The sequence below is a fragment of the Rhodococcus sp. EPR-147 genome (genome assembly GCF_001647185.1).
Lineage (GTDB): Bacteria > Actinomycetota > Actinomycetes > Mycobacteriales > Mycobacteriaceae > Rhodococcoides.
This window is the reverse complement of record NZ_LVCU01000399.1, coordinates 1-25,977: the sequence shown is the minus strand read 5'-3', so window position 1 is coordinate 25,977 and position 25,977 is coordinate 1. Positions and strand designations below refer to the sequence as shown.

Here is a 25,977-nt window from a genome sequence, read left to right as displayed (position 1 = left end):
CCACCGACGCGCCGGCGAACTGCGATTCGATGCCGGGTACTTCGAGCTGGGGCGGCAGGTCGCCGAAGGTGTTGAACGTGACGCCCGAGTTCGCCCCGAGGGACACCGTCGCCAAGGCCTTGGTTCTGTCTTTCGAGATCAGAAATTCTCTGCTGACCGGGTCTGCGGTCCAGTACGAGTTGACGTTGCCGAGGGTGTATCGACTCGTGAACTCGTCGATCGTCGCTTGCACTCGGGGGCCGATGTCGTCGATCGTCTCGCCCTCGGGTGCGGTGTAGATCGCCACGATGTCGGGAGTCGGTTGGCCGATGCCCTGTACGAGCCGTGCCACCTCGGACGATTCGCTGCCGGCGTCTGCGTAGCCGCCCTCACTCAGTTTCGAGAAGACGCTCAGTCCCAACACCCCGCCGACTGTGACGACGGCGACGACGACAGCCAGCACCCATCGTTTGTGCGATACGACGAACGAGGCCCAACGGGTCACGACGGTGCTCCGGCTCTGTGGAAGGGGTCAGTGGCGACTCGACTGTAGTTGATCGTGTCGGACCCTCGTGCTCTCATTAGAACAAGTGTTCGATGTAACGGCGATGTGGTGAGGGGAGGGCTCGATGGGATGGAACGACGGACCACCCACGTGGTCGGAGATGGAGCGCGTCCTGTCCGGACGTCCCAAGCCGGCGGCCGAGGGCGACGGCGGCGACAGCCCGGCTTGGTCGCGAAAGAGGGACGTCTACGACCGCACCATCGACAAGCCCGTGCTGTCCACGACGCCGTATGCAGAATTGCATGCGCACTCGGCGTTCAGCTTTCTCGACGGTGCCTCGCAGCCCGAGGAGATGGTCGAGGAGGCGGTACGCCTGGGCCTCGAGTCCATCGCCATCACCGATCACGACGGTTTCTACGGGGTCGTGCGCTTCGCCGAGGCAGCCAGAGCTCTCGGCATCGGAACCGTGTTCGGTGCCGAACTCTCACTGGACACACATCGATCCCGAGCCGGGGAGACCGATCCCGACGGCACTCATCTACTGGTGCTCGCTCGCGGCCAGGAGGGGTATCGCCGGCTCTCGCGTCGGATCGCGGCCGCACACCTGGCCGGCGGAGTCAAAGGCAAGCCGCAGTACGACATCGACGAACTCACCGAATCGGCGGGCGGGCACTGGCAGATTCTCACCGGTTGCCGAAAGGGTCATGTTCGGCAGGCGCTCTCGCGCGGTGGTCCGGAGGCGGCCGAGTCCGCGCTGCGCACTCTCGTCGATCGCTTCGGGGCCGATCGCGTCACCGTCGAACTCACCCGGCACGGAATCGCCGACGACGACGAGCGCAACGATGCGTTGGTGATGCTGGCTCGAAAGTACGGTCTTCCGACGATCGCGACCACGGCCGCGCACTACGCCAGTCCGCGCAGTAGGAGATTGGCCATGGCGATGGCCGCTGTGCGCGCTCGGAGCAGTTTGGACGAGGCTGCCGGTTGGTTGGCACCGACCGGCGGCGGACATCTACGGTCCGGAGCGGAGATGGCGGAACTGTTCGAGCACTATCCGGGCGCGGTGCGCGGTGCCGTCGAGCTCGGTCGTGAGTGTTCGTTCGATCTGAAGCTGATCGCGCCACGCCTCCCGCCCTTCGAGGTGCCCGACGGGTACACCGAGAGCAGCTATCTGCGTCGACTCACGTTCGAGGGAGCCGCCCGTCGGTACGGCTCGCAGTCGGCGAACCCGGCGGCCTATTCGCAGCTGGAGTACGAGCTCGACATCATCGAGAGGCTCGAATTCCCCGGCTATTTCCTGGTGGTCCACGACATCGTCCACTTCTGCAAGACACACGACATCCTCTGTCAGGGAAGAGGTTCGGCGGCCAATTCGGCTGTCTGCTTCGCGATCGGCATCACCAACGTCGACCCGGTGGCGAACAAGCTGCTGTTCGAGCGGTTCCTCGCACCCGAGCGCGACGGGCCGCCGGACATCGACATCGACATCGAATCCGATCGTCGAGAAGAGGCGATCCAACACGTCTACGCCAAGTACGGCCGCACTCATGCCGCTCAGGTGGCCAACGTCATCACTTACCGCGGCAAGTCGTCCGTGCGAGACATGGCCCGTGCGCTCGGCTTCTCACAGGGGCAGCAGGACGCATGGAGCAAGCAGATCACCCGCTGGTCCGGAATCGGTGATCAGGAGGGCGACGGTATTCCCGAATCGGTTCTCGAACTCGCGCGGCAGATCGAGGGCTTCCCGCGGCACCTCGGCATTCACTCCGGTGGCATGGTGATCTGCGATCGGCCGATCGCCGACGTCTGCCCGGTGGAATGGGCGACGATGGAGAATCGCAGTGTGCTCCAGTGGGACAAGGACGACTGTGCCGCAGTGGGTTTGGTGAAGTTCGACATGCTCGGGCTCGGCATGCTCTCGGCGCTGCACTACATGATGGACCTGATCGCCGAGCACAAGGGCATCGATATCGAACTCGCCTCGATCGACCTGTCCGAGCCCGCGGTGTACGAGATGCTCCAGCGGGCCGATTCGGTGGGAGTGTTTCAGGTGGAGTCCCGTGCGCAGATGGCCACTCTGCCGCGGCTCAAGCCGCGCAACTTCTACGATCTGGTCGTCGAGGTCGCCTTGATCCGTCCCGGCCCGATCCAAGGTGGTTCGGTGCACCCGTACATCAAGCGCCGCAACGGACTCGAACCGGTGATCTTCGAGCACCCGTCGCTCAAGAAGGCGCTCGATCGAACCCTCGGAGTGCCGTTGTTCCAGGAGCAGCTGATGCAGATGGCCATCGATGTCGCCGGTTTCAGTGCCGCCGACGCCGATCAACTGCGCCGCGCCATGGGATCGAAGCGATCACCGGAGAAGATGGAGCTGCTGCGCGGCCGATTCTACGACGGGATGCGCGACCTGCACGGCATCATCGGCGCAGCTGCCGACCGAATCTACGAAAAGCTCTCTGCCTTCGCCAATTTCGGTTTCCCCGAGAGCCATTCGCAGAGTTTCGCGTCGTTGGTCTTCTATTCGTCGTGGTTCAAGTTGCACCATCCGGCTGCCTTCTGTGCAGGCTTGCTGCGCGCCCAACCGATGGGCTTCTACTCACCACAGTCCCTGGTCGCCGATGCCAGGCGACACGGCGTGCTGGTACACGGTGCCGATGTGAATGCCAGTCTCGGGCACGCGAATCTCGAGGGAAACGGCCTCGAGATTCGCATGGGGTTGGCGGACGTGAAGTTCATCGGTACTGCACTGGCTCAGAAGATCGTCGATGCGCGAGACTCACACGGGCCCTACACCTCGTTCCTGGATCTGACCGGACGCGTCGAACTGTCTGTGGCACAAGCGGAATCACTGGCCACGTCCGGTGCCCTGGGGTGTTTCGGCATCACTCGGCGAGAGGCGCTGTGGGCTGCAGGCGCGGCGGCGGGGGAGCGTCCTGGCCTGCTCCCCGGCATCGGTGCATCGACGAAAGCGCCTGCGCTACCGGGTATGACAGACCTCGATCTGGCGTCGGCCGACGTGTGGGCAACCGGTGTCTCGCCGAACTCCTATCCCACTCAGTTCTTTCGAGATCGCCTCGACTCGCTCGGCGTGGTTCCTGCGAATCGGCTGCTGAAGATCGCCGACGGAGACAGGGTTCTCGTCGGCGGTGCAGTGACGCATCGCCAGCGGCCTGCCACTGCCGGAGGTGTCACATTCATCAATCTCGAAGACGAAACCGGCATGGTCAACGTCGTGTGTTCGGTCGGCTTGTGGGCCAAATACCGCAAGCTGGCGATCACCGCTCCGGCGTTGCTCATTCGAGGCAAGGTGCAGAACGCCGAGGGAGCGGTGACCGTGGTGGCCGACCATCTGCAACTGATGGATCTGCGAGTCGCATCCAGGTCGAGGGACTTTCGCTGACACTCGAGCTAAAATTTGCATAGCCTTGCCTAAGTGCTACTTTACTGCTCAACCAAAGTTCCAGTAAAGATCGAGCAATGGAGTACACCGAAGTGAGAACGTTCCGCGTCCCCCACCTGCTTGTCGCAGCCGCCGCGACCTCGCTGCTCGTGCTCGGTGCGTGCAGCACCGACTCGGCCACAGGTGAGTCGACCGACGCAGCAACCGTCACCATCGAGACGAACAACGGCAGCATGGAGGTTCCCGCGAATCCGGTGCGCGTGGCAGCACTGGACAACACCTCGTTCGAGACGCTTCGGGCGTTCGGTATCGAGCCGGTCGCTCTGCCCAAACCCATCATGCCGTCGACGGGCTTCGAGGAGTGGATCGACAACGATGCCATTCTCGACGTCGGAACACATCGCGAACCGAACCTCGAAGTGGTCAGCGAAGCAGAACCCGATCTCATCATCGGCGGCTACCGATTTCAGGAGTACACCGACGAGCTCGGCCAGATCGCGCCGACCATCGACATCTCGCCCGACGACGAGAACTTCGTCGACACTCTGAAGGCCCAGACCGAGACACTCGGCGTCATCTTCGACAAGGAGGACCGGGCGGCCGAGATCGTCGCGGCCCTCGACGCCGCGGAGGCTTCTGCCGCGGCGCAGACCACCGGTCAGCCGGTGTTTCTTGCCAACGTCAACGGCGGCAAGATCGACAACGGTGCCGCGCGCATCGGTCGTCTCCTCGAACCCCTCACACTGACCGACGTATTCGCAGGGCAGGCAGGCGATGTCCATGGTGACTCGGGTCTGGCACCGGAGACCATCGCTCAGGCCAACCCCGATTGGGTGATCGTTCTGGACCGCGACGCCGCAGCGGGTGAGCCCGGTTCGTCCCCCGCCAAGGCCGTCTTCGACGCTCAGGAAGCCTTCGCCGACACCACCTTCACCACCGAGGACCAGATCATCTACCTCGATCCGTTCTTCTACACCCGCGAGGGAATCCAGGCGTACACCGAAGCGTTCCAATCGATTTCGGACGCGTTCGAGAACGCCGCGTAGGCCCCGGCGAACACCGTTCGACGCATCGCCCACATGACGAACAAGAGACTCCTGCTTGCCGCGATCGTGGTGGTCGTGACGCTGTTGACCGTCGCGTCGCTACTCGTCGGTGGATACGACATCACCGTCGCCTCGATGGTCGACGATCCCGCGGCCAGAAACATGTTCCTGATCTCGCGGGTTCCGCGCACGCTGGCGTTGATCTTCGCAGCCATGGCCATGAGCATCTCCGGGGTGATCATGCAGATGATCACCCAGAACAAGTTCGTCGAGCCCACCACCGCCGGTACGGCGCAGTGGGCCGGCCTCGGCGTTCTGGCCACATTGATCGTGTTGCCCGACGCCCCGCCGATGACCAAGATGCTCATCGCCACGGTGTTCGCTCTGGTCGGCACGCTGCTGTTCGTCGGCGTGCTCCGGCGACTGTCGGTCCGGACGACGTTGGTGGTCCCGCTCGTCGGCATCATGCTCGGGGCCGTCGTCGGGGCCGTCACCACATTCCTCGCCGGGACTTTCGATCTGCTGCAGGCGATGTCGGCCTGGCGGTCCGGCGGGTTCAGTGGCATCGTGCGAGGATTCTACGAACCGATGTGGGCGGTGATCGTCATTGCCGTGCTGGCATACCTGCTGGCGCATCGCTTCACAGTTGCCGGGCTCGGTAAGGAGCTCGCGACCAACGTCGGTATGAGGTACGAGCAGATCGTTCTGGTCGGAGTCGCCATGGTTGCCGTGGCGACCGGCGTCACCACGGTCGTCGTCGGGTTCATTCCGTTTCTCGGACTCATCGTGCCCAACCTGGTGTCGATGATGCTCGGCGACGACGTTCGCAAGAACCTCCCCTGGGTGGCGCTCGTCGGTGCCGGTCTGCTGCTGGCATGCGATCTCGTCGGTCGAACAGTCGTGGCACCCATGGAAATTCCCGCATCGGTCGTTCTCGGAGTTCTGGGGGCAGTCGTGTTCGTCGTTCTGATCGTGAGGCAGCGCCGGTATGTCAGTGCTTAGTTCCCGAGTGGCCCCGCGCATCGCCGGCCCGGTTCTGGACGGACCCAAGGCCTCGCGCTTCACTCCGAGGATGCGGTTGGCGGTGCTCTCGGTGATCGTGGCGATCGCCATCGTGTGCTTTCTGTTCCTGTTCGTGCGCGGATCGTTCGCATTCGCGTTCCCTCGGCGGCTGAACATGGTGGGAGCCATGGCCGTTGCGGCGTTCACGCACGGCCTCGGCACGGTGGTCTTCCATACCGTCACCGACAACCGCATTCTGACACCGTCCATCATCGGGTTCGATTCGCTCTACACGCTGATGCAGACACTGATGGTGTTCGTCTTCGGCGGCACCGTCATCGCCGACACCGAGGGGATCCCGAAGCTGTTGGCACAGACGGCATTGATGGTGGCACTGGCCACCGTGCTGTACGGCTGGCTGTTCTCCGGAAAGCTCGGCAGCCTGTTCCTGATGCTGCTGGTCGGCGTCGTGCTCGGGTTGGCGTTCGACAGTATCTCGACGTTTCTGCAACGCCTGCTCTCACCCACCGAATACGACATGCTCTCGGTCGAGCTGTTCGGCCGACTGAGCGCGGTGAAGGGGGATTACCTGCCGTTGGCGTTCGGAGTGTGTCTGTTCGCCGGAGTCGTGCTGTGGAAGCGACGACACCACCTGGACGCACTGCTGCTCGGGCGGGAGGCAGCCATGGGGATCGGGGTGTCGTACAAGCGCGAACTGACGTCGATGCTGATGCTGATCGCTCTACTGGTGGCGTTCTCGACGGCGCTCGTGGGACCGATGACGTTCTTCGGTTTCATCGTGGCGACGCTGGCCTACCAGGTGACCGGCAGTTACAAGCACATCTACGTCCTCCCGATGGCGTTCCTGCTGGGCTTCCTGACGTTGTTGCTCGGGCAGTTCGTCATGCAGCACATCTTCTACGCCGGCGGATTCCTCACTGTCATCATCGAATTCGCCGGTGGCATCCTGTTCTTGATCATGATTCTTCGTAGGGGCACGCTGTGATCGACTTTCGTGATGTGACCAAGTCCTATCAGGACGTGGTCGTCCTCGGTCCTGTCACCGGCACCATTGCCGAGGGCGGGATCACCTCGCTCGTCGGGCCGAACGGTGCAGGAAAATCCACCTTGCTGACGATCATCGGGCGATTGCTCGATCCGACCTCGGGCACGATCACCGTGGGCGGGATGGATGTTCGCGTCACGAAGTCTCGGGAACTCGCCAAGCACCTGTCGATCCTGCGTCAAGAGAACCACATCACCGCGCGGTTGACGGTCCGTGAGCTGGTCGGGTTCGGCCGGTTCCCGCACTCGAAGGGCAAGCTCGGTCCCGAGGACGAGGCGCACGTCGACGACGCCTTGGAATTCTTGAACCTGAAGGCCCTCGAAGGGCGATTTCTGGATCAACTCTCCGGTGGGCAGCGGCAACGAGCGTTCGTGGCGATGGTGCTGGCTCAGGACACCGAATATCTTCTGCTCGACGAGCCCCTGAACAATCTCGATCTCAAGCATTCGGTGTTGATGATGAGGCAATTGCGTCGTGCTGCAGACGAACTGGGCAAGACGATCGTGCTCGTAGTGCACGACATCAACTTCGCAGCTGCCTACTCCGACAGTATCGTCGCGATGCGCGACGGCGGCATCGTGAACACGGGTACCGCCGAGGAGATGATGCAGGACGACGTGCTGACCGAGGTGTTCGATACCCCCGTTCGCGTCCACGTCGTCGAGGGGCACCGCACTGCGGTCTATGTGCGGTAGTGGATCGGCGACGTGCACAATCGAGTGGTGAAGCTACTGCTGATTGCCGACACTCATCTCCCGAAGCGCGCTCGTGATCTCCCCGCCGAGGTGTGGTCGGCTGTGGACGACGCCGATGTGGTGATCCATGCAGGCGACTGGGTGAACCTGGCTGCGTTCGAGCAACTCTCGCAGCGGTCGCGTCGACTGGTTGCATGCTGGGGCAACAACGACGGCGAAGAGTTGCGGGCTCTGATGCCCGAACGCGCCGACGTCGTGCTCGGCGGAGTCCGATTCAGCGTGGTGCACGAGACCGGTGCCGCGACGGGACGTGAACGACGAATGGCAGCGGCGTACCCGGAGACGGACGTGCTCGTGTTCGGCCACAGTCACATACCGTGGGACACGGTCGCGGACAACGGCCTACGGCTGCTCAACCCGGGATCGCCGACGGATCGGCGTCGGCAACCGTTCTGTACGTACATGACGGCCACGGCCGAAGGTGGTGCGCTGACGGATGTGGAGCTGCACCGCATCGCCCCTCGATAGAGGAGTCGACGTACTCACATTCCGCCGGCCACCCTGATGACGGTTCCGGTCGCGTATCGCGCATCCTCGGACAACAACCACGACACCGCACCGCCGATCTCGTCCGGCACACCGGGGCGACCGAGGGGAATGCTCGACGCCATCTTCTGTGGCCGCTCACGATCGCGGTGGAAGTCGGTCTCGATGATCCCGGGTGCCACGGCATTGACGCGGATGTTCTGCGCAGCAACTTCTTTCGACAGTCCGACCGTCAGTGTATCGACGGCGGCCTTGGCTGCCGCGTAGTGGACGTACATGCCCGGACTGCCCAGTGTCGCGGCGGCGGAGGAGATGTTGACGATAGAGCCACCCGATTCGGCCATGGCCGCGATCGCGTACTTGCAGCAGGTGAGTACCCCGACGAGGTTGACGTCGAGATCCGCTCTGATGGTCTCGATGTCGTTGTCCACCAGCGCGCCCACGGCGCGCGCCGAACCGGCGTTGTTCACCAGACCGGTGACTGCGCCGATCTCGGCGGCTGCGGTGAACAGATCGATCACCGCCTGCTCGTCGGTGGTATCGGCTTGCACGGCGATCACCGTTCGGCCGTCGGTCGACAATTCGGCGGCCAACGCTTCCGCGGCAGTGGCGTCGGAGCGATAGCCGATCACCACATCGTGCCCGTCGGCCACCAGCCGCCTGGACACCGCCGCGCCGATTCCGCGACTACCGCCGGTGACGACGGTCAAGGGAGCATTCATCTCTCGACAATAACCATCGCGCAGCAGGCACAATGCACTGCAGACGCGATGCGCACGCACGGGAAAGAAGGAACCGACGTGATCGATCGACCGGAATTGGCAGCGTTTCTCCGGCAGCGACGGCAGTCGTTGCAGCCGGAGGACGTCGGTCTGCCACGGGGGCAGCGCAGACGCACGCAAGGCCTCCGCCGTGAGGAGGTCGCAGAGCTGAGCCACATGTCGACCGACTATTACGCACGACTCGAACGGGCCAGCGGACCTGCCCCGTCGACTCAGATGATCGCCTCCATCGCGCAGGGATTGCATCTGTCGCTCGGCGAGCGTGATCACGTGTTCCGGCTCGCCGGGCACAATCCTCCCGCGCGCGGGTCGTCGAGCGACCACATCAGCCCAGGACTACTGCGCATTCTGGATCGACTGACCGACACGCCCGCCGAGATCGTGTCCGAACTCGGAGAGACGCTCCGTCAGACGCCGCTGGGTGCGGCACTGACCGGCGATGCCTCGCAGCGCACCGGCCCCGAGCGAAGTCTGGGGTATCGCTGGTTCACCGACCCCGAGGCCCGGCAGTCGTATCCGCCCGAAGAACGTGCAGCGCTGTCTCGGGTGTACGCGTCGGGGCTGCGCGAAATCGTCACTCTTCGCGGACCCGACTCGACAGCTGCGCAGCTGTCCACAGAGCTACTCGAGGTCAGCGAGGAATTTCGAACCCTGTGGGAAAAACGCGAAGTGGGTGTTCGCCCGCCCGATTTCAAGCGATTTCTGCACCCGACGGTCGGTCTGTTGGAGTTGAACTGTCAGACCCTTCTGGACCCCGAGCAAGCGCATCGGCTGCTGGTGTACACGGCAGTCCCCGGCAGTGAAAGCTACGCCAAGTTGGAGCTGCTCGCGGTGGTGGGAACTCAGGTTCTGTCCTGACGCGATCCACGGTCTCGGCCGTATCAGTGGATCGGGAAGTCCTGGATGAGCTCGGGGTAATCGTCGAACATGGGTTCTGCAGATCGAATCCGCAGATCGACACCAGCACAGGAGCTTGTCATGGGCCGCACAGCACACACCTCCCTTCCCGATCTGACGGGGAAGATTGCCGTCGTCACGGGAGCAAGCGACGGGATCGGAACGGTCATCGCCACGCAACTCGCCCGCTCCGGAGCCGAGGTCGTCATGCCGGTCCGCTCGGCCGCCAAGGGGGAGCGTGCTGCGGAGTCGATCCGGACTGCAGTACCCGGCGCACAGATCAGCACCCGCACGTTGGATCTGTCGTCACTGAACTCGGTGGAAGCGTTGGCGAGCGAACTCGTTTCGGAAGGCCGGTCGATCGACATTCTCGTCAACAACGCCGGCGTCATGCAGCCGCCCGAGCGTCAGGTCACTCGGGATGGGTTCGAGCTGCAGTTCGGTACCAACCACCTCGGCCATTTCGCGCTCACCCTCGGTCTGCTGCCGCTGCTGCGGAAGGGTAGTGCGCGGGTCACCCATCAGACGAGCATCGCGGCGCGATCGGCGACCATCAATTGGGACGACCTCGATTGGGAGCGTTCCTACGACGTCATGAAGGCCTACAGCCAATCCAAGCTCGCGGTGGCCCTGTTCGCACGTGAACTCGAGGCTCGTAGTAGGGCAGGCGGCTGGGGAATCACCAGCAATATCGCTCACCCGGGGATTTCGCCGACCAATCTGCTTGCGGCACAACCGGGATTGGGGCGACCGAAGGATTCTGCCGGCCGACGATTGATCGGCGTTCTTGCGCGCCTCGGCATTGCCGGCACTGTGGACAGCGCAGCGCAGCCGGGATTGGTTGCGGCCGCTGGTAGCGACGCAGGTGGGGATCAGTTCTTCGGCCCCAAGCGAGTCATCGGCGGGCCACCGACCGAGGTCGGCATGTGGAAGCCGATGCGCAGGATGGACGATGCGCGTCGCCTCTGGGACGCCTCGGAACACCTGACCGGCGTGCGGCTCTCGTCCTGAAAGTTCTCGGCCGTCACCGAGGGGTCGGCGAGGGCTCCCGGGCATGGTCGACCAAGTCGTGCACCAGCCCGTTGATGACGTCCATCTGAGCGATGACTTCGACGCGCAATCGGTCCTGCTGGTCCTCCGGCATATCCGGAGTATCCGGCCGGTCGAGTGACATCAGTAGATCGATGTTGGTGCGTAACGCCGTCAGCGGCTCCATCAGTTCCGCACCGGCATCGATGATCAGCTGACCCTGCCGCGCTCGTGAACGAGACAGGGAAGCCAACATCTCGTTGAAGCTGTTGGCAAGTGATGCCAGTTCGTCGTCCCCGTTGACGTCGATGGGCTCGAAAGCTCCCGTGCGGGCAACACGTTCGGTACCGGCCCGCAGTCGCCTGACCGGGCGGAGTCCGGTGCGTGCCACGGCCGCACCCGCGACACCTGCCAGTGCGACGAGAAACGCACCGACGAGGACCAGGGCGAGCGTGAGTTTGCCGAGCAGCGGTGACGCCGCGCTGAGCGATTCGGCCACCAGGATCGTTTCGCCTGTGTCGGTGCGCTTGGCCGAAATGTAGTAGCCCCGCGCCTCGCGCAGGGACTGATCGGTGTCGCCGTCGATGACCGATCTTTCCGCGGCGTCCAGAACGCCGTCGGAATTGGTGAACGGCTCGGAGCCGTTCGTCGACGTCACCAATGCGCCGTCAGTCGTCGCGAAGGCGACCTTCACCGCGGTGCCCTCGGTGTCTCCGATGGCGAAGCCGAGCAGATTGGCCGGAACCCCTGTTGCCGCGCTGGCAATAATGGCGTCGCTGTTGCGTTCCACGCGGTCGATGATCTGTGAGCGAAGGGCCTGCTCTGCGACGAGATAGATCGCAAGAGCGCTGACTGCGACTGCCAGGGCTGCCACGCTCATCGTCAACACTCGGATGCGGCCGTGCAACGTCAGTGCTCTGGGGCGAGCGGTTGCACGTGGATTGCTCATTTCTCGAGTATGCCGGTCGGTGAGCGAGCGCCACTCTGCAGGCCGCGTGGGCCGACGTCGACGTTCGGCGACGGTCGGGTCCGAGCGGGTTCGTGCAGCGGGGTTCGGCTTCCCGACCCTGGTGCACGCGCGGCATGGGTTCGCCGTACTTCCGTGAAACTCCGATCTTCAGAAGGGTGGGGTGTCGGTGTCTTCGGCTGTTGGTTCTGTTCCTGGGTCCTGGTTGTCGGGAGGGTTGGGGTAGGCGATGTGGCCGGATCGTTTCGGTGTGGTGGGGATGTGTGGTCTGAGGTCGTTGCCGAGGATGGGGACTGCTGTGCCGTTGGTGGGCAGGGTGATTCGTGTGGTCTTGGATGTCGATGTCCACAGGATCGCCCCGCCGGGGAGCATGGTGGCGGTCCAGTAGCCGGCGGTTTTGACGGTGTGGTGATAGTCGCAGAGGCATTGGAGGTTGTTGACGGTGGTCCAGCCGCCGCCGCGTGGGTTGGCGTGGTCGAAGGCCACGATGTGGTCGAGTTGGCAGCGTGCGGCGGGTCGGTGGCAGCCGGGGAATCGGCAGTGTTTGTCGCGCAGGCGGACCGCTGCGGTGGTGAGGGCGTCGGGTCGGTAGATCAGGGCGCGGTCGGTGAGCGGGTCGCGGGGGACGGATGTGCCGAGGGTGGGGTCGGCGGCGATGGCGGCTTCGAGTGCGGCGGCGAGGGAGGCGTTGCCGAGGTAGATGCCTGAGGGTGTGTTGATGGTTCGGTTGTCCATCCGGATCGCCGAGCGTAGGTCGAGTGCTGTGATGTTGCGGGCGGGATGTCTGATGTCGTCCAGGTCGAGGGCAGAGCTGTGCCGTGTGCCCCGGCCGAGGGGTGTGTGGGTGCAGAACAGGGCTGCAGCGGAGGTCAGCGATTGCGGGCGTCGCTGGTTGTCGCGGCTGTCAGCTGTGGGTGGGGATGTGTCAGCGCTCGGACTCGATGGTCCGTCCTCCATTGCTGGTGAAATTTCATCCGTCGGTGCCGCCGTTGCGGTATCGGACCGTTCGTGTTGTGTTGCAGCTGAACGTCTATCGGACGCAACGCTGGGTGCTGGCTCCGTAATCGGTGCAGGTGCTTGTGCTGCATCGGAGCCACGGCCGGGATTTGTTCCCGGGCCGGAGGCCGAGTCCGCAGCTGTCGCCGGTGCTGGCGCAGTGGTCGTTGCCGTCGCGCTGGTCGGCGAAGAAGCTGGGGTGGGTGATGGTGCGGTGGTTGATTCGGTGTCGGGGGCAGTGCTTGCAGCGGATTTGTTCGCCGGTTCCGTTTCCGGTGCAGTGGTCGCATCGGTATCGGTGGAAGTGCCGCATCCGGTCTCGGAGTCCGTTGCCGATGCTGTGTCTGTGCGAGTCTCGGTCCTGCGTGCTGCCGAGCCGATGCTCGCTGCTGATGCCGATGCCGCTGCCGTTGATGCTGCCGGGTCGGTGTTCGTCGGCGGATCCGTATCTTCTTCTGTTTTCGGCGTGGGGTTTTTCGGTGTTCGTTCCCATTCCCCGGTCTCTGGGTTCTGCACAGCGAGTCCGAGTTTCTCGGCGAGGGTCACTGCTTCGGTGAGCAGGATCTGCCAGTGACTGTTGCGTGCCAACTCTCGCGCGAGGTCGGGGTCGATGGATCCGTGCCCGGCGAGGTAGGCGGGGTTGGCGAGTAGTCCGATGAGGGTGGCGATGTCGACGGTGATCATCGTGAGCGGCACCCGTCGATCCGGCAACGCTGTGTCTTTCTTCGGGCAATCGGTGCGTTGGCACAGGCATGCCAGTCGGGGTTCGCCGTGCATGCGGGCCATGAATGCATCGCACAGGCGTTCTTTCTTCCCGCGCGGATCTTTGGGGCAGAGGGTGTCGGCCATCTCTTCGAGGAGTTGCCATGCGGCGGCGGCTTCGGGGGCGGTCAGCTCGGCTCGGATGCGGGCGAGTTCGCCGGCGGGGCTGTAGGTGACGGTGCGGAATTTCTTCGCGAACTCCCGCAACGCCGCGGCCTCTTCGGGTGCGACGCGCAGCAGGATGTTCCAGATCGCCTGTTCGAGCGGGCCCGGGGACGATCTCCGCGCCGCCTCGACGACCTCGGCTTCGACGCGGGTGACGATGTCGTCGGAGAGGTTGTCGAGGATCCGGCATACCGTCCGCACGCGGGGGAGGTCGATCTCACCGGTTTCGAACGCTGCCCGTAGCAGCGGCATTCGGGTGTGCAGGGCGACGCCGACGGAGACATACGCTTCGGCGACGGCCGCCGAGCAGCCCAACGCCACTGCCATTTCCGTGCGCCCATACCGGCTGTAATGCTTGTGCTTGGTGTCGCGGGTGATCCAGTCGCAGTGCACGCGGTAGCAGGCGGTGATCTTGCGGGCCGCCTGCCGATTCTCCTCACGCGCGGCAGCGGTCAACGCCTCCAATGACACGGTCGGTATTGCACCCATTTTTTCACCCCCCCCGGTGAGCCGAAACAAGAACGCTTGTTCGAACAAGATGAAGACTATCTCGACCCACCGACAAGAACGGAAGGGCGCTTCAGGGGACTGGCTTGGCTGGTCAGAGGCAGTGATCTGCCGAGTCGGTGCCCTCGTTCCATCGTTGCGCCCATTGCCAGAGTGCTCGGGGTGCCGGACCCAACTGACTGCTCAGTTCGGGGAGGCAATAGGTGCCGTCGGAGTTCCTCGAGCAATCCGATTGGACCGCTCCGCGGCTCCCAGAGGGATGTGCGGAGCGGTTCAGGAGGTCCGGTCACACCGTGTATGTAGGAGGAGCCGATTACCTCGACGAGTTCGTGTCGGGGTAATCGGCTCCGTAGACCGGATTTGTGCCTGCAACCGGGCGATCAGCTACCGAGGACGCAGAACTGGCCGCTGGTGAGGTTCAGTGCCAGGGACAGGGGGCCGACGCAATCGACGCCCTGAGCCTCGGAGGTAGCGCCGGATCCCCATCCGGCGACTGCGAGTGTTGTCTGTCCGGCGTCTGCCCACGAGTGAGCGATTCCGCCGCCGAGTGCCAGTGCGTACGCCGTCCCTGCATTCTTGCTCGCTCCGAGGGCAACGCCGTATCCGTTGGCGTAGGTGGTCGTCGAGCCCGGGCCGTCGTTGACGCTGACTGCGGTGCCGCTGTCGGCAGCACCTGCGGTGGCCCGTCCGGTTCCGTTCGAGGTTGCTCCGCAGCTCGCGGTGTCGTCGACCTGGATGTCGTTGGCCGAGGGCGGAGACACACAGTTGACGGGGGCCGCCGACGCAGTGGCCGTGCCCGACAGGGCTGCAACCGTCAATCCCGAGCCCATGGCGAATATTGCTGCGGTGCGGGCAATTCGACTACCGAACCGACTGGACGTGCGCGCGGAGGAGGAGTTGGAGGACGAGAGACGGGGGAGGGAAACAGAGAACAAAAGAAAGCTCCTTCACGAGCGAAACGGGCCGGTGCGGCACACGGTACCCCGCCCCGCGAGTCCATGGCAGCAAGCTGGTGAGGTTTGTGTAACGGTGCCGCTGGCGTCCGGGGATGAATCGTCGTAGAAGTCCGGTTCTCCGCACCCTGACTGCAGTGGTCGTGGTACCCGTATGCGCGTTCGTGTCGCTGTTGTGCTCCGCTTCCGATCCATCGAATATGCCTCCACCACTTGACTGTTCGGCTTCTCTGGCAGGGCCGGCGCTCGCGTACGAGGTGGCAGGCGGCTCCGCGCGGCAGCGGGCCCCGGCACCGATCGAAGGCAAGGAAATCGTTACCGGACGGCTCTCATTGGTTGCCGACGATCCGACCGCGGCCGCGTCGAATACTGCCGAACTCATCGAGGTGGAATCGGCGCAGTCGAGCCGACAGGGCGAGCGTGACAGTTCGGTGTCACAGAAGAACTACCTCGCGTACCGGATCGATTTGTCGACGCTCACAATCAGTTTCACCTCCGCGGCCGAAGATGCTGGCCGTCTGCGTCGATGGTCGAAGACCTGACCTCACGATCCGACGCGACAAGAGTTTCGCCCGCTGCCAACGCACCTTCGGTCAGTGCGCGCCCCGACAGTCAGGGCTTCGAACGCGCTCGAACGCTAACCCGTCAGACGCTGCCTTCGTATCCGTGCTGGCGCCATGCCTCGTACATCGTCACTGCTGCCGCGTTCGCCAGGTTCAACGATCGGCGGCCGGGAATCATCGGGATTCGCAGTCGATCGGTCACGTGCGGGTCGTCCAGAACGTCGTCGGGCAATCCGGTGGGTTCCGGTCCGAACAGGAGGACGTCACCGGGTTCGTATGCGACGTCGGCGTAGGACCGGGCCGCGTGGGCGGTGTAGGCGAACACGCGAGTCGGTGCCAGCGCGGCCCACGCCGTGGGCAGGTCATCGTGCACCGTCACCGACGCCAGGTCGTGGTAGTCCAAGCCTGCCCGCTTGAGCTTCGGCTCGGACATGTCGAAGCCGAGCGGACCCACCAGGTGCAGTTCGCAACCGGTCCCGGCGACCAGGCGAATCGCGTTGCCGGTGTTCTGTGGGATGCGGGGCTCGAAGAACATGAGTCGAAACACCCGGTTCACTCTGCCATCTCGAGCCCGGGAAGTATGGGGCAGGTGGACGACGAACAGACGATCGGCGAGGACTTTTCCGACACGCGACTGGACGGGCAGGAGTGGACCGGTAGACAGTTCGTTCGGTGCACCTTTCGCGATGCGGACATGAGCGGCGTCCGAACCGACTCGGTGGTGTTCACCGAATGCGACTTCACCGGCACGGACCTCACCGAATCGATTCACGCGAACTCCGCATTTCGATCGTGCACTTTCACCCGAACAAATCTGCAGCACAGCACTTTTCGGCATTCGACTCTGATGGGATCGATGTTCGTCGACAGTCGTATGCGTCCCGCGACGTACGACGAGGTCGACTTCACGCTCGCGTCATTGGGCAGGGCCGACCTTCGCGGCCTCGATCTGACGGGGTGCCGAATGCGGGAGGCCAACCTCGTATCCGCAGACTTCCGCAAGGCCACGGTGCGCTCGGTCGATTTCACCGGTGCCCGCACCGTCGACGCGAAGTTCGACGAGGCAGATCTGCGCGGAGCCGTCGCCGACGCATCTCTGTGGGTCAGCGCGAGCGTGCGCAACACGAAGATCGAGTTGATGCAGGCTGTCGCATATGCAGGAGCGCACGGGCTGATAGTCGAGGGCTGACGGCGGTGATCGGACCGGTGCGCCGCTGCTGACGCAGAACCTGGAACAATGACCGGGTGACTGCAACGATTCTCGATGGCAAAGCGACCCGTGACGAGATATTCGTCGATCTCACCGCCCGCGTGGCAACGCTGCGTGAGAAGGGCATCACCCCAGGTCTGGCGACCGTGTTGGTGGGCGACGATCCGGGTTCGGCTGCGTACGTCCGGGGCAAGCACAACGACTGCGCCAAGGTAGGCATCACGTCGATTCGTCGCGACCTACCCGCGGACATCACCCAGGCAGATCTCGAGGCCGTCATCGACGAACTCAATGCCAACCCCGAATGCACCGGCTACATCGTCCAACTGCCGCTGCCGAAGCATCTCGACGAGAACGCTGCGCTCGAGCGAATCGATCCGGACAAGGACGCCGACGGTCTGCACCCGATCAACCTCGGCCGTCTGGTGCTGGGCAAGGACGCCGCACTGCCGTGCACACCTCGCGGGATCGTGCATCTGCTGCGCCGCTACGACGTTGCTCTCGACGGCGCGCACGCGGTGGTCATCGGCCGCGGCGTGACGGTCGGGCGACCCATCGGCCTGCTGCTCACGAGGCGTTCGGAGAACTCGACAGTTACTTTGTGCCACACCGGAACTCGTGATCTGGCCGCCGAGGTCTCACGTGCGGACATCGTCATCGCCGCTGCCGGAGTGCCCGGATTGATCACTGCGGACATGGTCAAGCCTGGTGCTGCTGTGCTCGATGTCGGAGTGACCCGCACCGAGGACGGATTGCGCGGCGATGTCGCCGACGGTGTCGCGGAGGTGGCAGGGTTCCTTTCGCCCAACCCCGGCGGTGTCGGACCGCTGACGCGGGCCTTTCTGCTCACCAATGTCGTCGAGCGCGCCGAACGCGTCGCCGCCGAGAGCTGAGCGGACCCGACGTGAACGATGCAGAGGACGAGCGAAGCGAGCCCGATCCGGGATTTCGTGCGGCAGTCGCGCGCAACCTACCGATCGTCGCAGTCTCGGTCGTCGTCCTCGCCGCGCTGATCCTGGTGCTGGCCGATCGCTGGCGGCGCGGCGCGTTCATCTTCGGATGCGCAGCGCTGCTGGCGGCCGTCCTGCGGCTGTGTCTGCCCGAAACACGTGTCGGCACACTGCAAGTGCGCAGTCGCGTGTTCGATGTGCTGGCGCTGGGTGGCGTCGGCGGAGCCATTGTCTTTCTGTCGCTGTCGATCGATCCGCTGGGAACCGACTGACCTCGGCGCAAGCACCCGGTGAACGAGTGCGGTGTCAGCACCGACCGAGGCGGGCCAGCTCCATCGTCTCGGCGAGCAGCTTGGCCACCGAATCGGCCTCGGTGAGGAAGCCGTCGTGTCCGTCACGCGACTGGATCACTTCGAGTCCGCGGCACTGGGGGAGTTCGCGAGCGATCTCCTTCTGCAGTCGAAGCGGATACAAGCGGTCGGAGTCGACTCCGCCGACGATGGTCGGGACAGATGTGGACGCAAGTGCGTCGGCCACTCCGCCACGGCCACGGCCTACGTCGTGTCGGTTCATCGCTTCGCTGAGCAGGACGTACGTCGCCGCGTCGAACCGGTTGACGAGCTTGGCAGCCTGATGCTCGAGGTAGCTCTGCGCGGAGTACCTGCCACCGGCCCACGGGTCTTCGTCGTTCTGCGGTGAGTTTCCGAACCTGATGTCGAGTTCGCTCTCGGTCCGGTACGTCAGGTGCGCGATGCGCCGCGCGATGCCGAGTCCAGCCGACGGTGAGGTGCCGGTGTCGTGATAGTTGCCGCCGAGCCATCCTGGATCGGCCTTGATCGCGGCGATCTGTGTTGTCTGGGTGCCGATCTGGTCGGCAGTCGCCCTGGCACCGACCGCGAGGACCAACGCCGCCGCCACTCGGTCGGGATGGCCCACGATCCACTCGAGGGTGCGCATCCCGCCCATCGAGCCGCCGACGACGGCTGCGAACCGCTCGATTCCGACGACGTCGGCCACGGCCGCCTCGGCAGCGACCTGATCGCGGATGGAGATGTCCGGGAAGCGAGACCCGTAGGGCGTGCCGTCGGGCGAGACGCTGCTCGGGCCCGTGGTCCCGCCGCACCCGCCGAGCACGTTCGTCGCCACGACGCACCACTCGTCGGTGTCGATGGGGCAGCCGGGACCGACCATTCCGTTCCACCACCCGGGCAGGGCGTGATCTGCGTCCGGCGGACCGGACACGTGCGAGTCCCCGGTGAGGGCGTGTTCGACGAGCACGACGTTGCTGCGGTCGGTGGCGAGTTCACCCCACCGCTGCACCGCGACGGTCACCTGGGGGATTCGCTCGCCGTTCTCGAGATCGAGACCACCGATGTCGATGGTGCCCAACCGCCCGTCCGGAGACGGAAGAACCGCCTCCGGACGAACGCCTGTGTCGCAGCTGTTGCTCAAGATGCCGCCGCGCTGAATCCGACCTCGAGATCGGCGATGATGTCGTCGATCCCCTCGATGCCCACGGCGAGACGGACCAGGCCGGGAGTGACGCCCGATGCCAGCTGCTCCTCTGGAGTCAGCTGGGAATGCGTGGTGGATGCCGGGTGGATGACGAGTGAGCGCACGTCTCCGATGTTAGCGACGTGGCTGTGCAGAGTGAGAGCGTTGACGAACTTCTTGCCCGCGTCCACACCGCCCTTCAGCTCGAACGCGATGATCGCGCCCTGCCCCTTCGGCAACAATTCCTGCCCACGCTGGTACCACGGCGACGATTCGAGTCCGGCATAGTTGATCGAGACGACGTCGTCGCGACCGGCGAGGAAGGCAGCGACCTTCTGCGCATTCGCCACATGCCGCTCGATCCGAAGGCTCAACGTCTCCAGACCTTGACTGATGAGGAAGGCGTTGAACGGCGAGACTGCAGCACCGATGTCACGCAGCAGTTGGACGCGTGCCTTCAATGCGAACGCGGGCGCGCCCAGATCGGCGAACACGACGCCGTGGTAGCTCGGATCCGCGGTGGTGAAGTTGGGATGACGGCCCTGCGTCCAATCGAAGGTGCCGCCGTCGACGATGACGCCCGCGATTGCTGTTCCGTGTCCGCCGAGGTACTTCGTCGCCGAGTGAACCACGATGTCGGCACCGTGCTTCAACGGCTGCAGCAGGTACGGCGTCGCCACGGTGTTGTCCACGATCAGCGGGATGCCGTTCTCGTGGGCCACTGCCGAGATCCCCGGGATATCGAGGATGTCGTTCTTGGGATTCGAGATCGACTCGCCGTAGAACGCCTTGGTCGACGGAGTGATCGCGGCACGCCACTGCTCGAGGTCGTCGGGATCGTCGACGAACGAGACGGTGATACCCAGCTTGGGGAGCGTGTAGTGGAACAGGTTGTAGGTGCCGCCGTAGAGCCGCGGACTCGACACGATGTGGTCGCCCGCCTCGGCGAGGTTGAGAATCGCGAACGTCTCGGCGGCCTGCCCCGACGCGAGCAGCAATGCCGCGACGCCACCCTCGAGGGCCGCGATGCGCTGCTCGACGACATCCTGTGTCGGGTTGATGATCCGGGTGTAGATGTTGCCGGGCTCGGCCAGACCGAACAAGGCGGCGGCGTGATCGGTGTTGTCGAACGTGTACGAGGTGGTCTGGTAGATGGGCAACGCACGAGCCCTGGTGGTGCCGTCCGGTGTCTGACCCGAATGGATCTGCTTGGTCTCGAAGCTCCAGTCGGCTGCGGGATCGGTGAACGGATCCTCGGTGGGTGCTCCGGTGGCGTCGACGACGTCGGGGGTGGAATCGGTCATGGCTGGTGATACTCCGTTTTATTGAGACGAGTGTGTCTGAGACGAATCGAATGTCGAATCGAGCTCGAGAAGTCGAGCGCTACGGGGCGTATCGGTACAGCAACACATGGAAGAACCTCCTGACAGGCTTCGGCCCCTGGGACCGAAGGTTCAGTGGGTCCGCTTCCTGCGGACCCGCGCTTGTCGAAACGGCACTCGCGTGCCGTATCGGCCTGGTCGTTCACCCGGGGCACCCCACCGCGGTTGGAGGGTTGCCGGCCAGCAAGCCGGGGCTCGATGCTGGCACTCATGACCTGGCGAACATCGTAGCGGGTAACGGCCACCCCACCGGAACGAGGGCATGGCGTCCGATCGGGTCGAGCTCGAGCAGATGTTCGGGTGAGGACAATCACCGTGCATCTGCGCGAAACAATCTGCCCTCGGGAAGACAATTGACGGGAGCTACGTTGCCTTCTGGGTCGGACCCGGTGGGTCCCCGACCGCAGGCTCGAATTCCGGCCGCTTCCTCTGCCCCCGATTTGCACACGAAGGTTGTACTGCTGTGACTGTCACCGATTCCGCTCTTGCCCGAGTCAGCGCTGTGCGCGGCAAGGTGTCGAGTGGCCTGAGTGTCAGTCACCGACCGCACTCCACCCGCCGCAAGCTCGCGATGCTGGCACTGTCCATCGGCGGCTTCGGGATCGGCACCACGGAGTTCGCGTCGATGGGGCTGTTGCCGGACATCGCCACGACGATGGGGATCTCCGAGCCCTCGGCCGGCCACATGATCTCCGCGTATGCGCTCGGGGTCGTGGTCGGTGCGCCGACCATCGCAGCCCTGGCTGCTCGCGTTCCCCGGCGGATGTTGCTGCTGGCGCTGATGGTGGCCTTCACGCTCGGCAACCTCGGCACGGTGTTCGCGCCCAGCTTCAACGAACTCGTCGCCTCGCGCTTCGTCGCCGGCCTACCGCACGGTGCGTACTTCGGTGTCGCGGCCCTGGTGGCTGCTCACCTCGCCGAACCGGGCAAGCGAGCCAAGGCCGTCGCGATGGTGATGATGGGACTCTCGGTCGCGAACGTCGTCGGCGTCCCGGTGGCGACCTGGATCGGGCAGGCGTTGGGATGGCGCAGTGCATTCACGCTCGTGGCTGTCATCGGTGCCCTCACGGTCGCCGCGCTCGTCCTCTGGATGCCACGACTCGACGCGATGCCGACCACAAGCCCCATCACCGAGCTGGGCGCACTGCGCCGCAGCCAGGTATGGATGACCCTGTTCGTGGGCATCGTCGGATTCGGCGGCATGTTCGCGGTCTACACCTACATCGCGTCGACGCTGACCGACGTTGCCGGTCTCGCCCGCGCACTCGTTCCGGTCGCCCTGATGATCTACGGACTCGGAATGGTCGTCGGAAACTACGCCGGCGGCTGGCTCGCCGACAGGTACCAGCTCAAGGGCACCTTCGTCGGTTTGGCCGCTACTGCGGTAACTCTTGCGGTGTTCGTCGTGGCCGCACACAATCCGATCACCGCACTCCTGCTGGTGTTCCTCATCGGCGCGTCCGGCTCTTCTGTGGTCCCCGGTCTGCAGACGAGGTTGATGGACGTGGCCGAGGACGCTCAGACGCTCGCCGCATCGCTCAACCATGCCGCGTTCAACCTGGCCAACGCCATCGGAGCGGCAGTCGGTGGTGCCGTGATCGCCGCAGGATTCGGGTACACGGCACCCGCCGCCGTCGGCTCGGGCCTGGCGGTGGCCGGTCTCGGTGTACTGGCCACCGCCATGTGGATGGACAAGCGTTCCGCCGCGTAGGAACGCCCAGGATCAGCCGGTGATCGTTGCAGGCGTTCCACCGAGGGCCTCGTCCAGCGCCGGAGTCAGCCTGTCGATCACGTACGGCAGGCTGAGCACGCTGGTGAAGTAGATCGCGCCCGCCGTCACGCCGTCGGTGAACACGAGGGTGCCGTCCTGCACCGGCTCGAGTGCGCCGTACACCGCCTCCTTCTCCAGTTCCGTGCGGTCCCCGGGCTCCTCGGTTCCCCAGATCAACACGTCGGCGGCGTTCAGGACCGACAGATTCTCGAGCGGGATGCTCGCCTGCGCGCTGCCGTCGGCCGGAACGTAGGCGTCGATGTCGTCGGGAATGACGAAGCCCAATTCGGTGAGGAAGTCCGTGCTCAACCCGTCCTGGTACGCGATCGCCTTGCCCTCGTAGAACGCGTTCTGTAGGAAGATCGCCTTCTTGCCGGCGAATTCGGGGTGCGCGGCCGCGGCGTCGGCGAACTTCTGGTTCACGCCGTCGATCAAGGCGTCGACCTCGGTCTTCTTACCGAGTGCACGTCCGATCTTGTCGGCCTGAATGTCCCAGGGCTCGAAGTAGGCGGTGGCGGCGTCCGATTGGGCGAGCGTCGGCGCAATGTCACTGAGCGTGTCGTACGTGTCCGCTGTCAGTCCCGCATTGGTGGCGATGATCAGATCGGGCTCGAGTGCGGCGATCTTTTCGGTCTCGAATCCGTCGTCGTTCGAGAGCACCTCGGGCTCCGCGTCGCCCAACGCGGCCTGTGCCCAGGGCCAGGTGGCGAAGGGCTGATCGCCGTACCACTCCGTCACGCCGACGGGTATCACGCCGAGAGCCAACACTGTGTCCTGTTCGGTGTAGCCGGCCACCACTATGCGAGTGGGTTCTTCGGGCACGACGGTCTCACCGAACGCGTGCTCGATCGTGACGGGGAAGGCCGCCGAATCGGAGGACGCACCGGCCGTCGGCGACGCCTCGTCGGCGGAGGAGTTCGAGCATGCTGTCAGCAGTCCCGCGGTGGTCAGTGCAACTGCGCACACCGCCCAGGTCCGATGAAGTGGTCGGATGTGCATCGATACGCCTTTCGGAAGGGTTGGCTAACCGCAGGAAGGGTAGCCCACCCTAATGAAATTCTCGGCAGGTTCGTCTGCAGACGCGACGTGAAACGCCTGGCTCCAACCTTCACCGAACCTCCACATTTCCCGACGGGCTCCTCCACGTGCGCCCTCTAGGGTCAGTTCTCATGAGCCGCACAGTTCTCGTCGTCGACGACGAGCCCACGATCTCCGACGCCGTTGCCGCTCGGCTGCGCGGCGAAGGGTACGAGGTCGTCACTGCCGCCGACGGCCCGGCTGCCGTCGACGCGTGCGCCAGGATCGATCCCGACGTGGTGGTGCTCGATCTGATGCTGCCCGGGTTCGACGGGCTCGAGGTGTGCCGCCGTATCCAGGCGTCCCGCCCGGTCCCGGTGTTGATGTTGACGGCCAAGTCCGACGAGACGGACATGCTCGTCGGCCTGGGCGTCGGCGCGGACGACTACCTCGGGAAGCCGTTCAGTATGCGCGAGTTGGTCGCTCGCGTGCACGCCCTGGTTCGGCGTGCCGAGCGAGCGGTGGCCGCCGAACCGCAGGCGGTTCGAGTCGGTGACGTGCAGATCGATCACCGGGAACGGCGGGTGACCACTTCCTCCGGTGACATCCACTTGACCAGAACGGAATTCGACATCCTCGCCTATCTGGCTGCTCGGCCGCGCACTGCGGTCTCGCGGGAGACCCTGTTGTCCGAACTCTGGGGCTGGGACGATTCGGCCAGCAGCAGGACGGTCGATTCTCACGTGAAAGCGTTGCGGCGCAAGCTCGGTGGCGATCTCATCCGCACCGTGCACGGCGTCGGCTATGCCGTGGAGTCGCCGCGATGACGCGCATGCTGCCGCGTCCGTTGGATCCGTTGCGGTCGTTCAAGCTCAAGGTTTCGCTCGTCGTCGGTATCGTGCTGGTGCTCGCGAGCGTCGTCTTCTGGATCGGGGCGGGCTGGCAATTTCGCTACACCCTGCTCGCAGCTCTCGTCGTGTCATTGGCCGTGACACAGTTCGTCGCCCACGGGATGACGTCGCCGCTGCGCGAGATGACCTCGGCCGCCAAAGCGATGGCGCGAGGGGACTATTCGACACGAGTGCGAGCCACGTCGAGGGACGAGGTGGGTGAGCTCGCCACGGCGTTCAACACCATGGCGAGTGACCTGGAAGCTGCCGAGAAGTACCGCCGCGAACTGATCGGCAACGTCTCGCACGAGTTGAAGACGCCCATCGCTGCGCTGCGTGCCGTGCTCGAGAACATGGTCGACGGGGTGACCGACGCGAATCCCGCAACGCTGTCGGTGGCGCTGCGTCAAACCGAACGACTCGGAGATCTGGTCAGCGAACTGCTCGACCTGTCTCGGGTGGAGGGCGGTGTGCTCACCATTGCCCCGGAGGAGTTCGCGGTGCAGCAATTCCTCGAGGACGCGACCTCCGTTCACCGAGGACGAGTGTCGATCGTCGTCTCGCCCGGAGATTCGACGGTCGTGGCCGACCGATCTCGCATGACACAGGTGATCACCAACCTCGTCGACAACGCTGTGCGGCATTCCCCCCATTCGAGCACTGTGACGCTGCGGGCTCACCGAATCGGCGGAGCCTATGCATTCGACGTCGTAGACCAGGGGCCGGGCATCGCCCTCGCCGATCGCCATGCGGTGTTCGACCGATTCACCCGCGGCGGATCCACCGACGGCGGAACAGGTCTCGGCCTCGGCATCGCCCGCTGGGCCACCGAGCTGCACGGCGGAACCATCGAAGTTCTCGACACCGAATTCGGCTGCCACATCAGAGTGGCCATCCCCGAGCACTGACTTTCCCGATCCACCCGAACCGCGACTGCTCGTCTCCGGACTGCAGCCGCCGACCTTCCATGCCCGAAACACACAACAAGGAAGTGTTATGAGCACGATCGACATTCCGATTCAGCCGAGATCGAAGCACGTGCGCTCTGTCTGGGGGCCGCGCACCTGGCCGGTGCTGCGGTATTCGCAGCCCCCGCGCGCGGCACTCCTCGGGTCGGCTCTCGCCGGACTGGTCGGAGCAGCGACGTTGGTGGACAACACGTTCGGTGTACTGGTCACTGCCGTGGCCTTCGTCGTAGTCGTGCTCGCGGTCCGCCGCGGCAGGCTCTCGCGGTGGGAATGGGTCGGCGTGGCAGGAGCGCTGGCCTTGGCGAGCGTGTCGGCACTGCGCGCGGCCGAGTGGATCGTGACGATGTCGACGACGCTGGCCATCGTGGTCGCAGTGGTGGTGCTCTCCCGTGCCTGGACGTGGACGGGAATTGCACTCGGCGGTCTCCTGCCGGT

23 protein-coding genes, 2 pseudogenes and 1 riboswitch are annotated in these 25,977 nt (G+C 64.6%); of the genes and pseudogenes, 16 read left to right on the top strand and 9 right to left on the bottom strand.

The window, feature by feature from the left end:
• Nucleotides 1-484, bottom strand: a pseudogene (locus A2J02_RS17955) (MMPL family transporter); the annotation flags it as partial.
• Nucleotides 485-608: 124 nt separating this feature from the next.
• Between A2J02_RS17955 and A2J02_RS17950 the strand changes: the two are divergent.
• The 6 genes from A2J02_RS17950 (at nt 609) to A2J02_RS17925 (ending at nt 8,221) form a co-directional block, all read left to right on the top strand.
• Nucleotides 609-3,884, top strand: coding sequence for an error-prone DNA polymerase (locus A2J02_RS17950; protein ID WP_068051781.1), 3,276 nt, complete (start codon nt 609-611; stop codon nt 3,882-3,884).
• 77 nt (nt 3,885-3,961) lie between these two features.
• Nucleotides 3,962-4,930 carry a siderophore ABC transporter substrate-binding protein gene (locus tag A2J02_RS17945; protein ID WP_068051778.1) on the top strand — a complete coding sequence of 323 codons (969 nt, stop codon included), beginning with the start codon at nt 3,962-3,964 and terminating at the stop codon, nt 4,928-4,930.
• Between the two features lie 33 nt (nt 4,931-4,963).
• Nucleotides 4,964-5,932, top strand: coding sequence for an ABC transporter permease (locus tag A2J02_RS17940; protein ID WP_068051775.1), 969 nt, complete (start codon nt 4,964-4,966; stop codon nt 5,930-5,932).
• On the top strand, nt 5,919-6,938 hold the full coding sequence (locus A2J02_RS17935; protein ID WP_231893961.1) for an iron chelate uptake ABC transporter family permease subunit: 1,020 nt from the start codon (nt 5,919-5,921) through the stop codon (nt 6,936-6,938). Before A2J02_RS17940 ends, A2J02_RS17935 begins: the two co-directional genes overlap by 14 nt.
• Nucleotides 6,935-7,693, top strand: a complete 759-nt coding sequence (locus tag A2J02_RS17930; RefSeq protein WP_068051772.1) for an iron ABC transporter ATP-binding protein — start codon at nt 6,935-6,937, stop codon at nt 7,691-7,693. The genes A2J02_RS17935 and A2J02_RS17930 overlap by 4 nt, the downstream gene beginning before the upstream one ends.
• Nucleotides 7,694-7,720: 27 nt before the next feature.
• On the top strand, nt 7,721-8,221 hold the full coding sequence (locus tag A2J02_RS17925; protein ID WP_068051769.1) for a metallophosphoesterase family protein: 501 nt from the start codon (nt 7,721-7,723) through the stop codon (nt 8,219-8,221).
• A 14-nt stretch (nt 8,222-8,235) separates the two neighbouring features.
• Here A2J02_RS17925 and A2J02_RS17920 read toward each other — a convergent pair whose 3' ends face one another.
• Nucleotides 8,236-8,961, bottom strand: coding sequence for an SDR family NAD(P)-dependent oxidoreductase (locus A2J02_RS17920; RefSeq protein WP_068051766.1), 726 nt, complete (start codon nt 8,959-8,961; stop codon nt 8,236-8,238).
• A gap of 78 nt (nt 8,962-9,039) precedes the next feature.
• Here A2J02_RS17920 and A2J02_RS17915 point away from each other — a divergent pair, with 78 nt between their 5' ends.
• Together A2J02_RS17915 and A2J02_RS17910 are read left to right on the top strand one after the other, a co-directional pair.
• Complete coding sequence (locus tag A2J02_RS17915) at nt 9,040-9,879, top strand: helix-turn-helix transcriptional regulator (RefSeq protein WP_068051790.1); 840 nt, start codon at nt 9,040-9,042, stop codon at nt 9,877-9,879.
• 120 nt (nt 9,880-9,999) lie between these two features.
• Complete coding sequence (locus tag A2J02_RS17910) at nt 10,000-10,929, top strand: SDR family oxidoreductase (RefSeq protein ID WP_068051763.1); 930 nt, start codon at nt 10,000-10,002, stop codon at nt 10,927-10,929.
• A 13-nt stretch (nt 10,930-10,942) separates the two neighbouring features.
• Here A2J02_RS17910 and A2J02_RS17905 read toward each other — a convergent pair whose 3' ends face one another.
• The 3 genes from A2J02_RS17905 to A2J02_RS17895 form a co-directional block, all read right to left on the bottom strand.
• The gene (locus A2J02_RS17905) at nt 10,943-11,896 is read right to left on the bottom strand and encodes a methyl-accepting chemotaxis protein (protein ID WP_068051760.1); all 954 of its coding nucleotides are present in this window, start codon (nt 11,894-11,896) and stop codon (nt 10,943-10,945) included.
• Between the two features lie 168 nt (nt 11,897-12,064).
• Nucleotides 12,065-14,326 (bottom strand): HNH endonuclease signature motif containing protein, encoded by a 2,262-nt coding sequence (locus A2J02_RS17900; protein WP_068051757.1) that lies wholly within the window; start codon nt 14,324-14,326, stop codon nt 12,065-12,067.
• A 398-nt stretch (nt 14,327-14,724) separates the two neighbouring features.
• Nucleotides 14,725-15,279 (bottom strand): DUF6764 family protein, encoded by a 555-nt coding sequence (locus A2J02_RS17895; RefSeq protein ID WP_176460461.1) that lies wholly within the window; start codon nt 15,277-15,279, stop codon nt 14,725-14,727.
• 218 nt (nt 15,280-15,497) lie between these two features.
• Between A2J02_RS17895 and A2J02_RS17890 the strand changes: the two genes are divergently transcribed.
• Entirely contained in the window at nt 15,498-15,839 is a 342-nt protein-coding gene (locus tag A2J02_RS17890) for a DUF4349 domain-containing protein (RefSeq protein ID WP_143536560.1), read from the top strand.
• A 103-nt stretch (nt 15,840-15,942) separates the two neighbouring features.
• On the opposite strand, the gene A2J02_RS17885 is transcribed toward A2J02_RS17890, so the two are convergent.
• Nucleotides 15,943-16,407, bottom strand: coding sequence for a tRNA (cytidine(34)-2'-O)-methyltransferase (locus tag A2J02_RS17885; protein ID WP_197478054.1), 465 nt, complete (start codon nt 16,405-16,407; stop codon nt 15,943-15,945).
• 33 nt (nt 16,408-16,440) lie between these two features.
• Here A2J02_RS17885 and A2J02_RS17880 point away from each other — a divergent pair, with 33 nt between their 5' ends.
• From A2J02_RS17880 to A2J02_RS17870, 3 genes are read left to right on the top strand one after another with little or no spacing between them, the layout of a single operon-like run.
• Nucleotides 16,441-17,049, top strand: a complete 609-nt coding sequence (locus tag A2J02_RS17880; protein ID WP_068051749.1) for a pentapeptide repeat-containing protein — start codon at nt 16,441-16,443, stop codon at nt 17,047-17,049.
• 56 nt (nt 17,050-17,105) lie between these two features.
• Nucleotides 17,106-17,963, top strand: a complete 858-nt coding sequence (locus tag A2J02_RS17875; protein ID WP_068051746.1) for a bifunctional methylenetetrahydrofolate dehydrogenase/methenyltetrahydrofolate cyclohydrolase — start codon at nt 17,106-17,108, stop codon at nt 17,961-17,963.
• An 11-nt stretch (nt 17,964-17,974) separates the two neighbouring features.
• Entirely contained in the window at nt 17,975-18,292 is a 318-nt protein-coding gene (locus tag A2J02_RS17870; protein WP_068051743.1) for a DUF3017 domain-containing protein, read from the top strand.
• Nucleotides 18,293-18,326: 34 nt separating this feature from the next.
• Here A2J02_RS17870 and metX read toward each other — a convergent pair whose 3' ends face one another.
• Both metX and A2J02_RS17860 read right to left on the bottom strand, forming a co-directional pair.
• Nucleotides 18,327-19,475: a homoserine O-acetyltransferase MetX gene (gene metX, locus A2J02_RS17865; RefSeq protein WP_442971486.1), complete on the bottom strand. Its 1,149-nt coding sequence runs from the start codon at nt 19,473-19,475 to the stop codon at nt 18,327-18,329.
• Nucleotides 19,469-20,818 (bottom strand): bifunctional o-acetylhomoserine/o-acetylserine sulfhydrylase, encoded by a 1,350-nt coding sequence (locus tag A2J02_RS17860; protein ID WP_082323496.1) that lies wholly within the window; start codon nt 20,816-20,818, stop codon nt 19,469-19,471. The genes metX and A2J02_RS17860 overlap by 7 nt, the downstream gene beginning before the upstream one ends.
• A gap of 171 nt (nt 20,819-20,989) precedes the next feature.
• A riboswitch (SAM riboswitch) is annotated at nt 20,990-21,112 on the bottom strand.
• A gap of 355 nt (nt 21,113-21,467) precedes the next feature.
• On the opposite strand from A2J02_RS17860, the gene A2J02_RS17855 reads away from it, so the two are divergent.
• Nucleotides 21,468-22,607 (top strand): MFS transporter, encoded by a 1,140-nt coding sequence (locus A2J02_RS17855; protein WP_068051784.1) that lies wholly within the window; start codon nt 21,468-21,470, stop codon nt 22,605-22,607.
• 12 nt (nt 22,608-22,619) lie between these two features.
• On the opposite strand, the gene A2J02_RS17850 is transcribed toward A2J02_RS17855, so the two are convergent.
• Nucleotides 22,620-23,666, bottom strand: coding sequence for an ABC transporter substrate-binding protein (locus A2J02_RS17850; protein WP_068051738.1), 1,047 nt, complete (start codon nt 23,664-23,666; stop codon nt 22,620-22,622).
• 170 nt (nt 23,667-23,836) lie between these two features.
• Between A2J02_RS17850 and A2J02_RS17845 the strand changes: the two genes are divergently transcribed.
• From A2J02_RS17845 to A2J02_RS17835, 3 genes and pseudogenes are all read left to right on the top strand, one after another.
• Nucleotides 23,837-24,511 carry a response regulator transcription factor gene (locus A2J02_RS17845; RefSeq protein ID WP_068051735.1) on the top strand — a complete coding sequence of 225 codons (675 nt, stop codon included), beginning with the start codon at nt 23,837-23,839 and terminating at the stop codon, nt 24,509-24,511.
• Nucleotides 24,508-25,482, top strand: a complete 975-nt coding sequence (locus tag A2J02_RS17840) for a HAMP domain-containing sensor histidine kinase (RefSeq protein ID WP_068051732.1) — start codon at nt 24,508-24,510, stop codon at nt 25,480-25,482. Before A2J02_RS17845 ends, A2J02_RS17840 begins: the two co-directional genes overlap by 4 nt.
• Nucleotides 25,483-25,570: 88 nt before the next feature.
• Nucleotides 25,571-25,977, top strand: a pseudogene (locus A2J02_RS17835) (DUF4153 domain-containing protein); the annotation flags it as partial.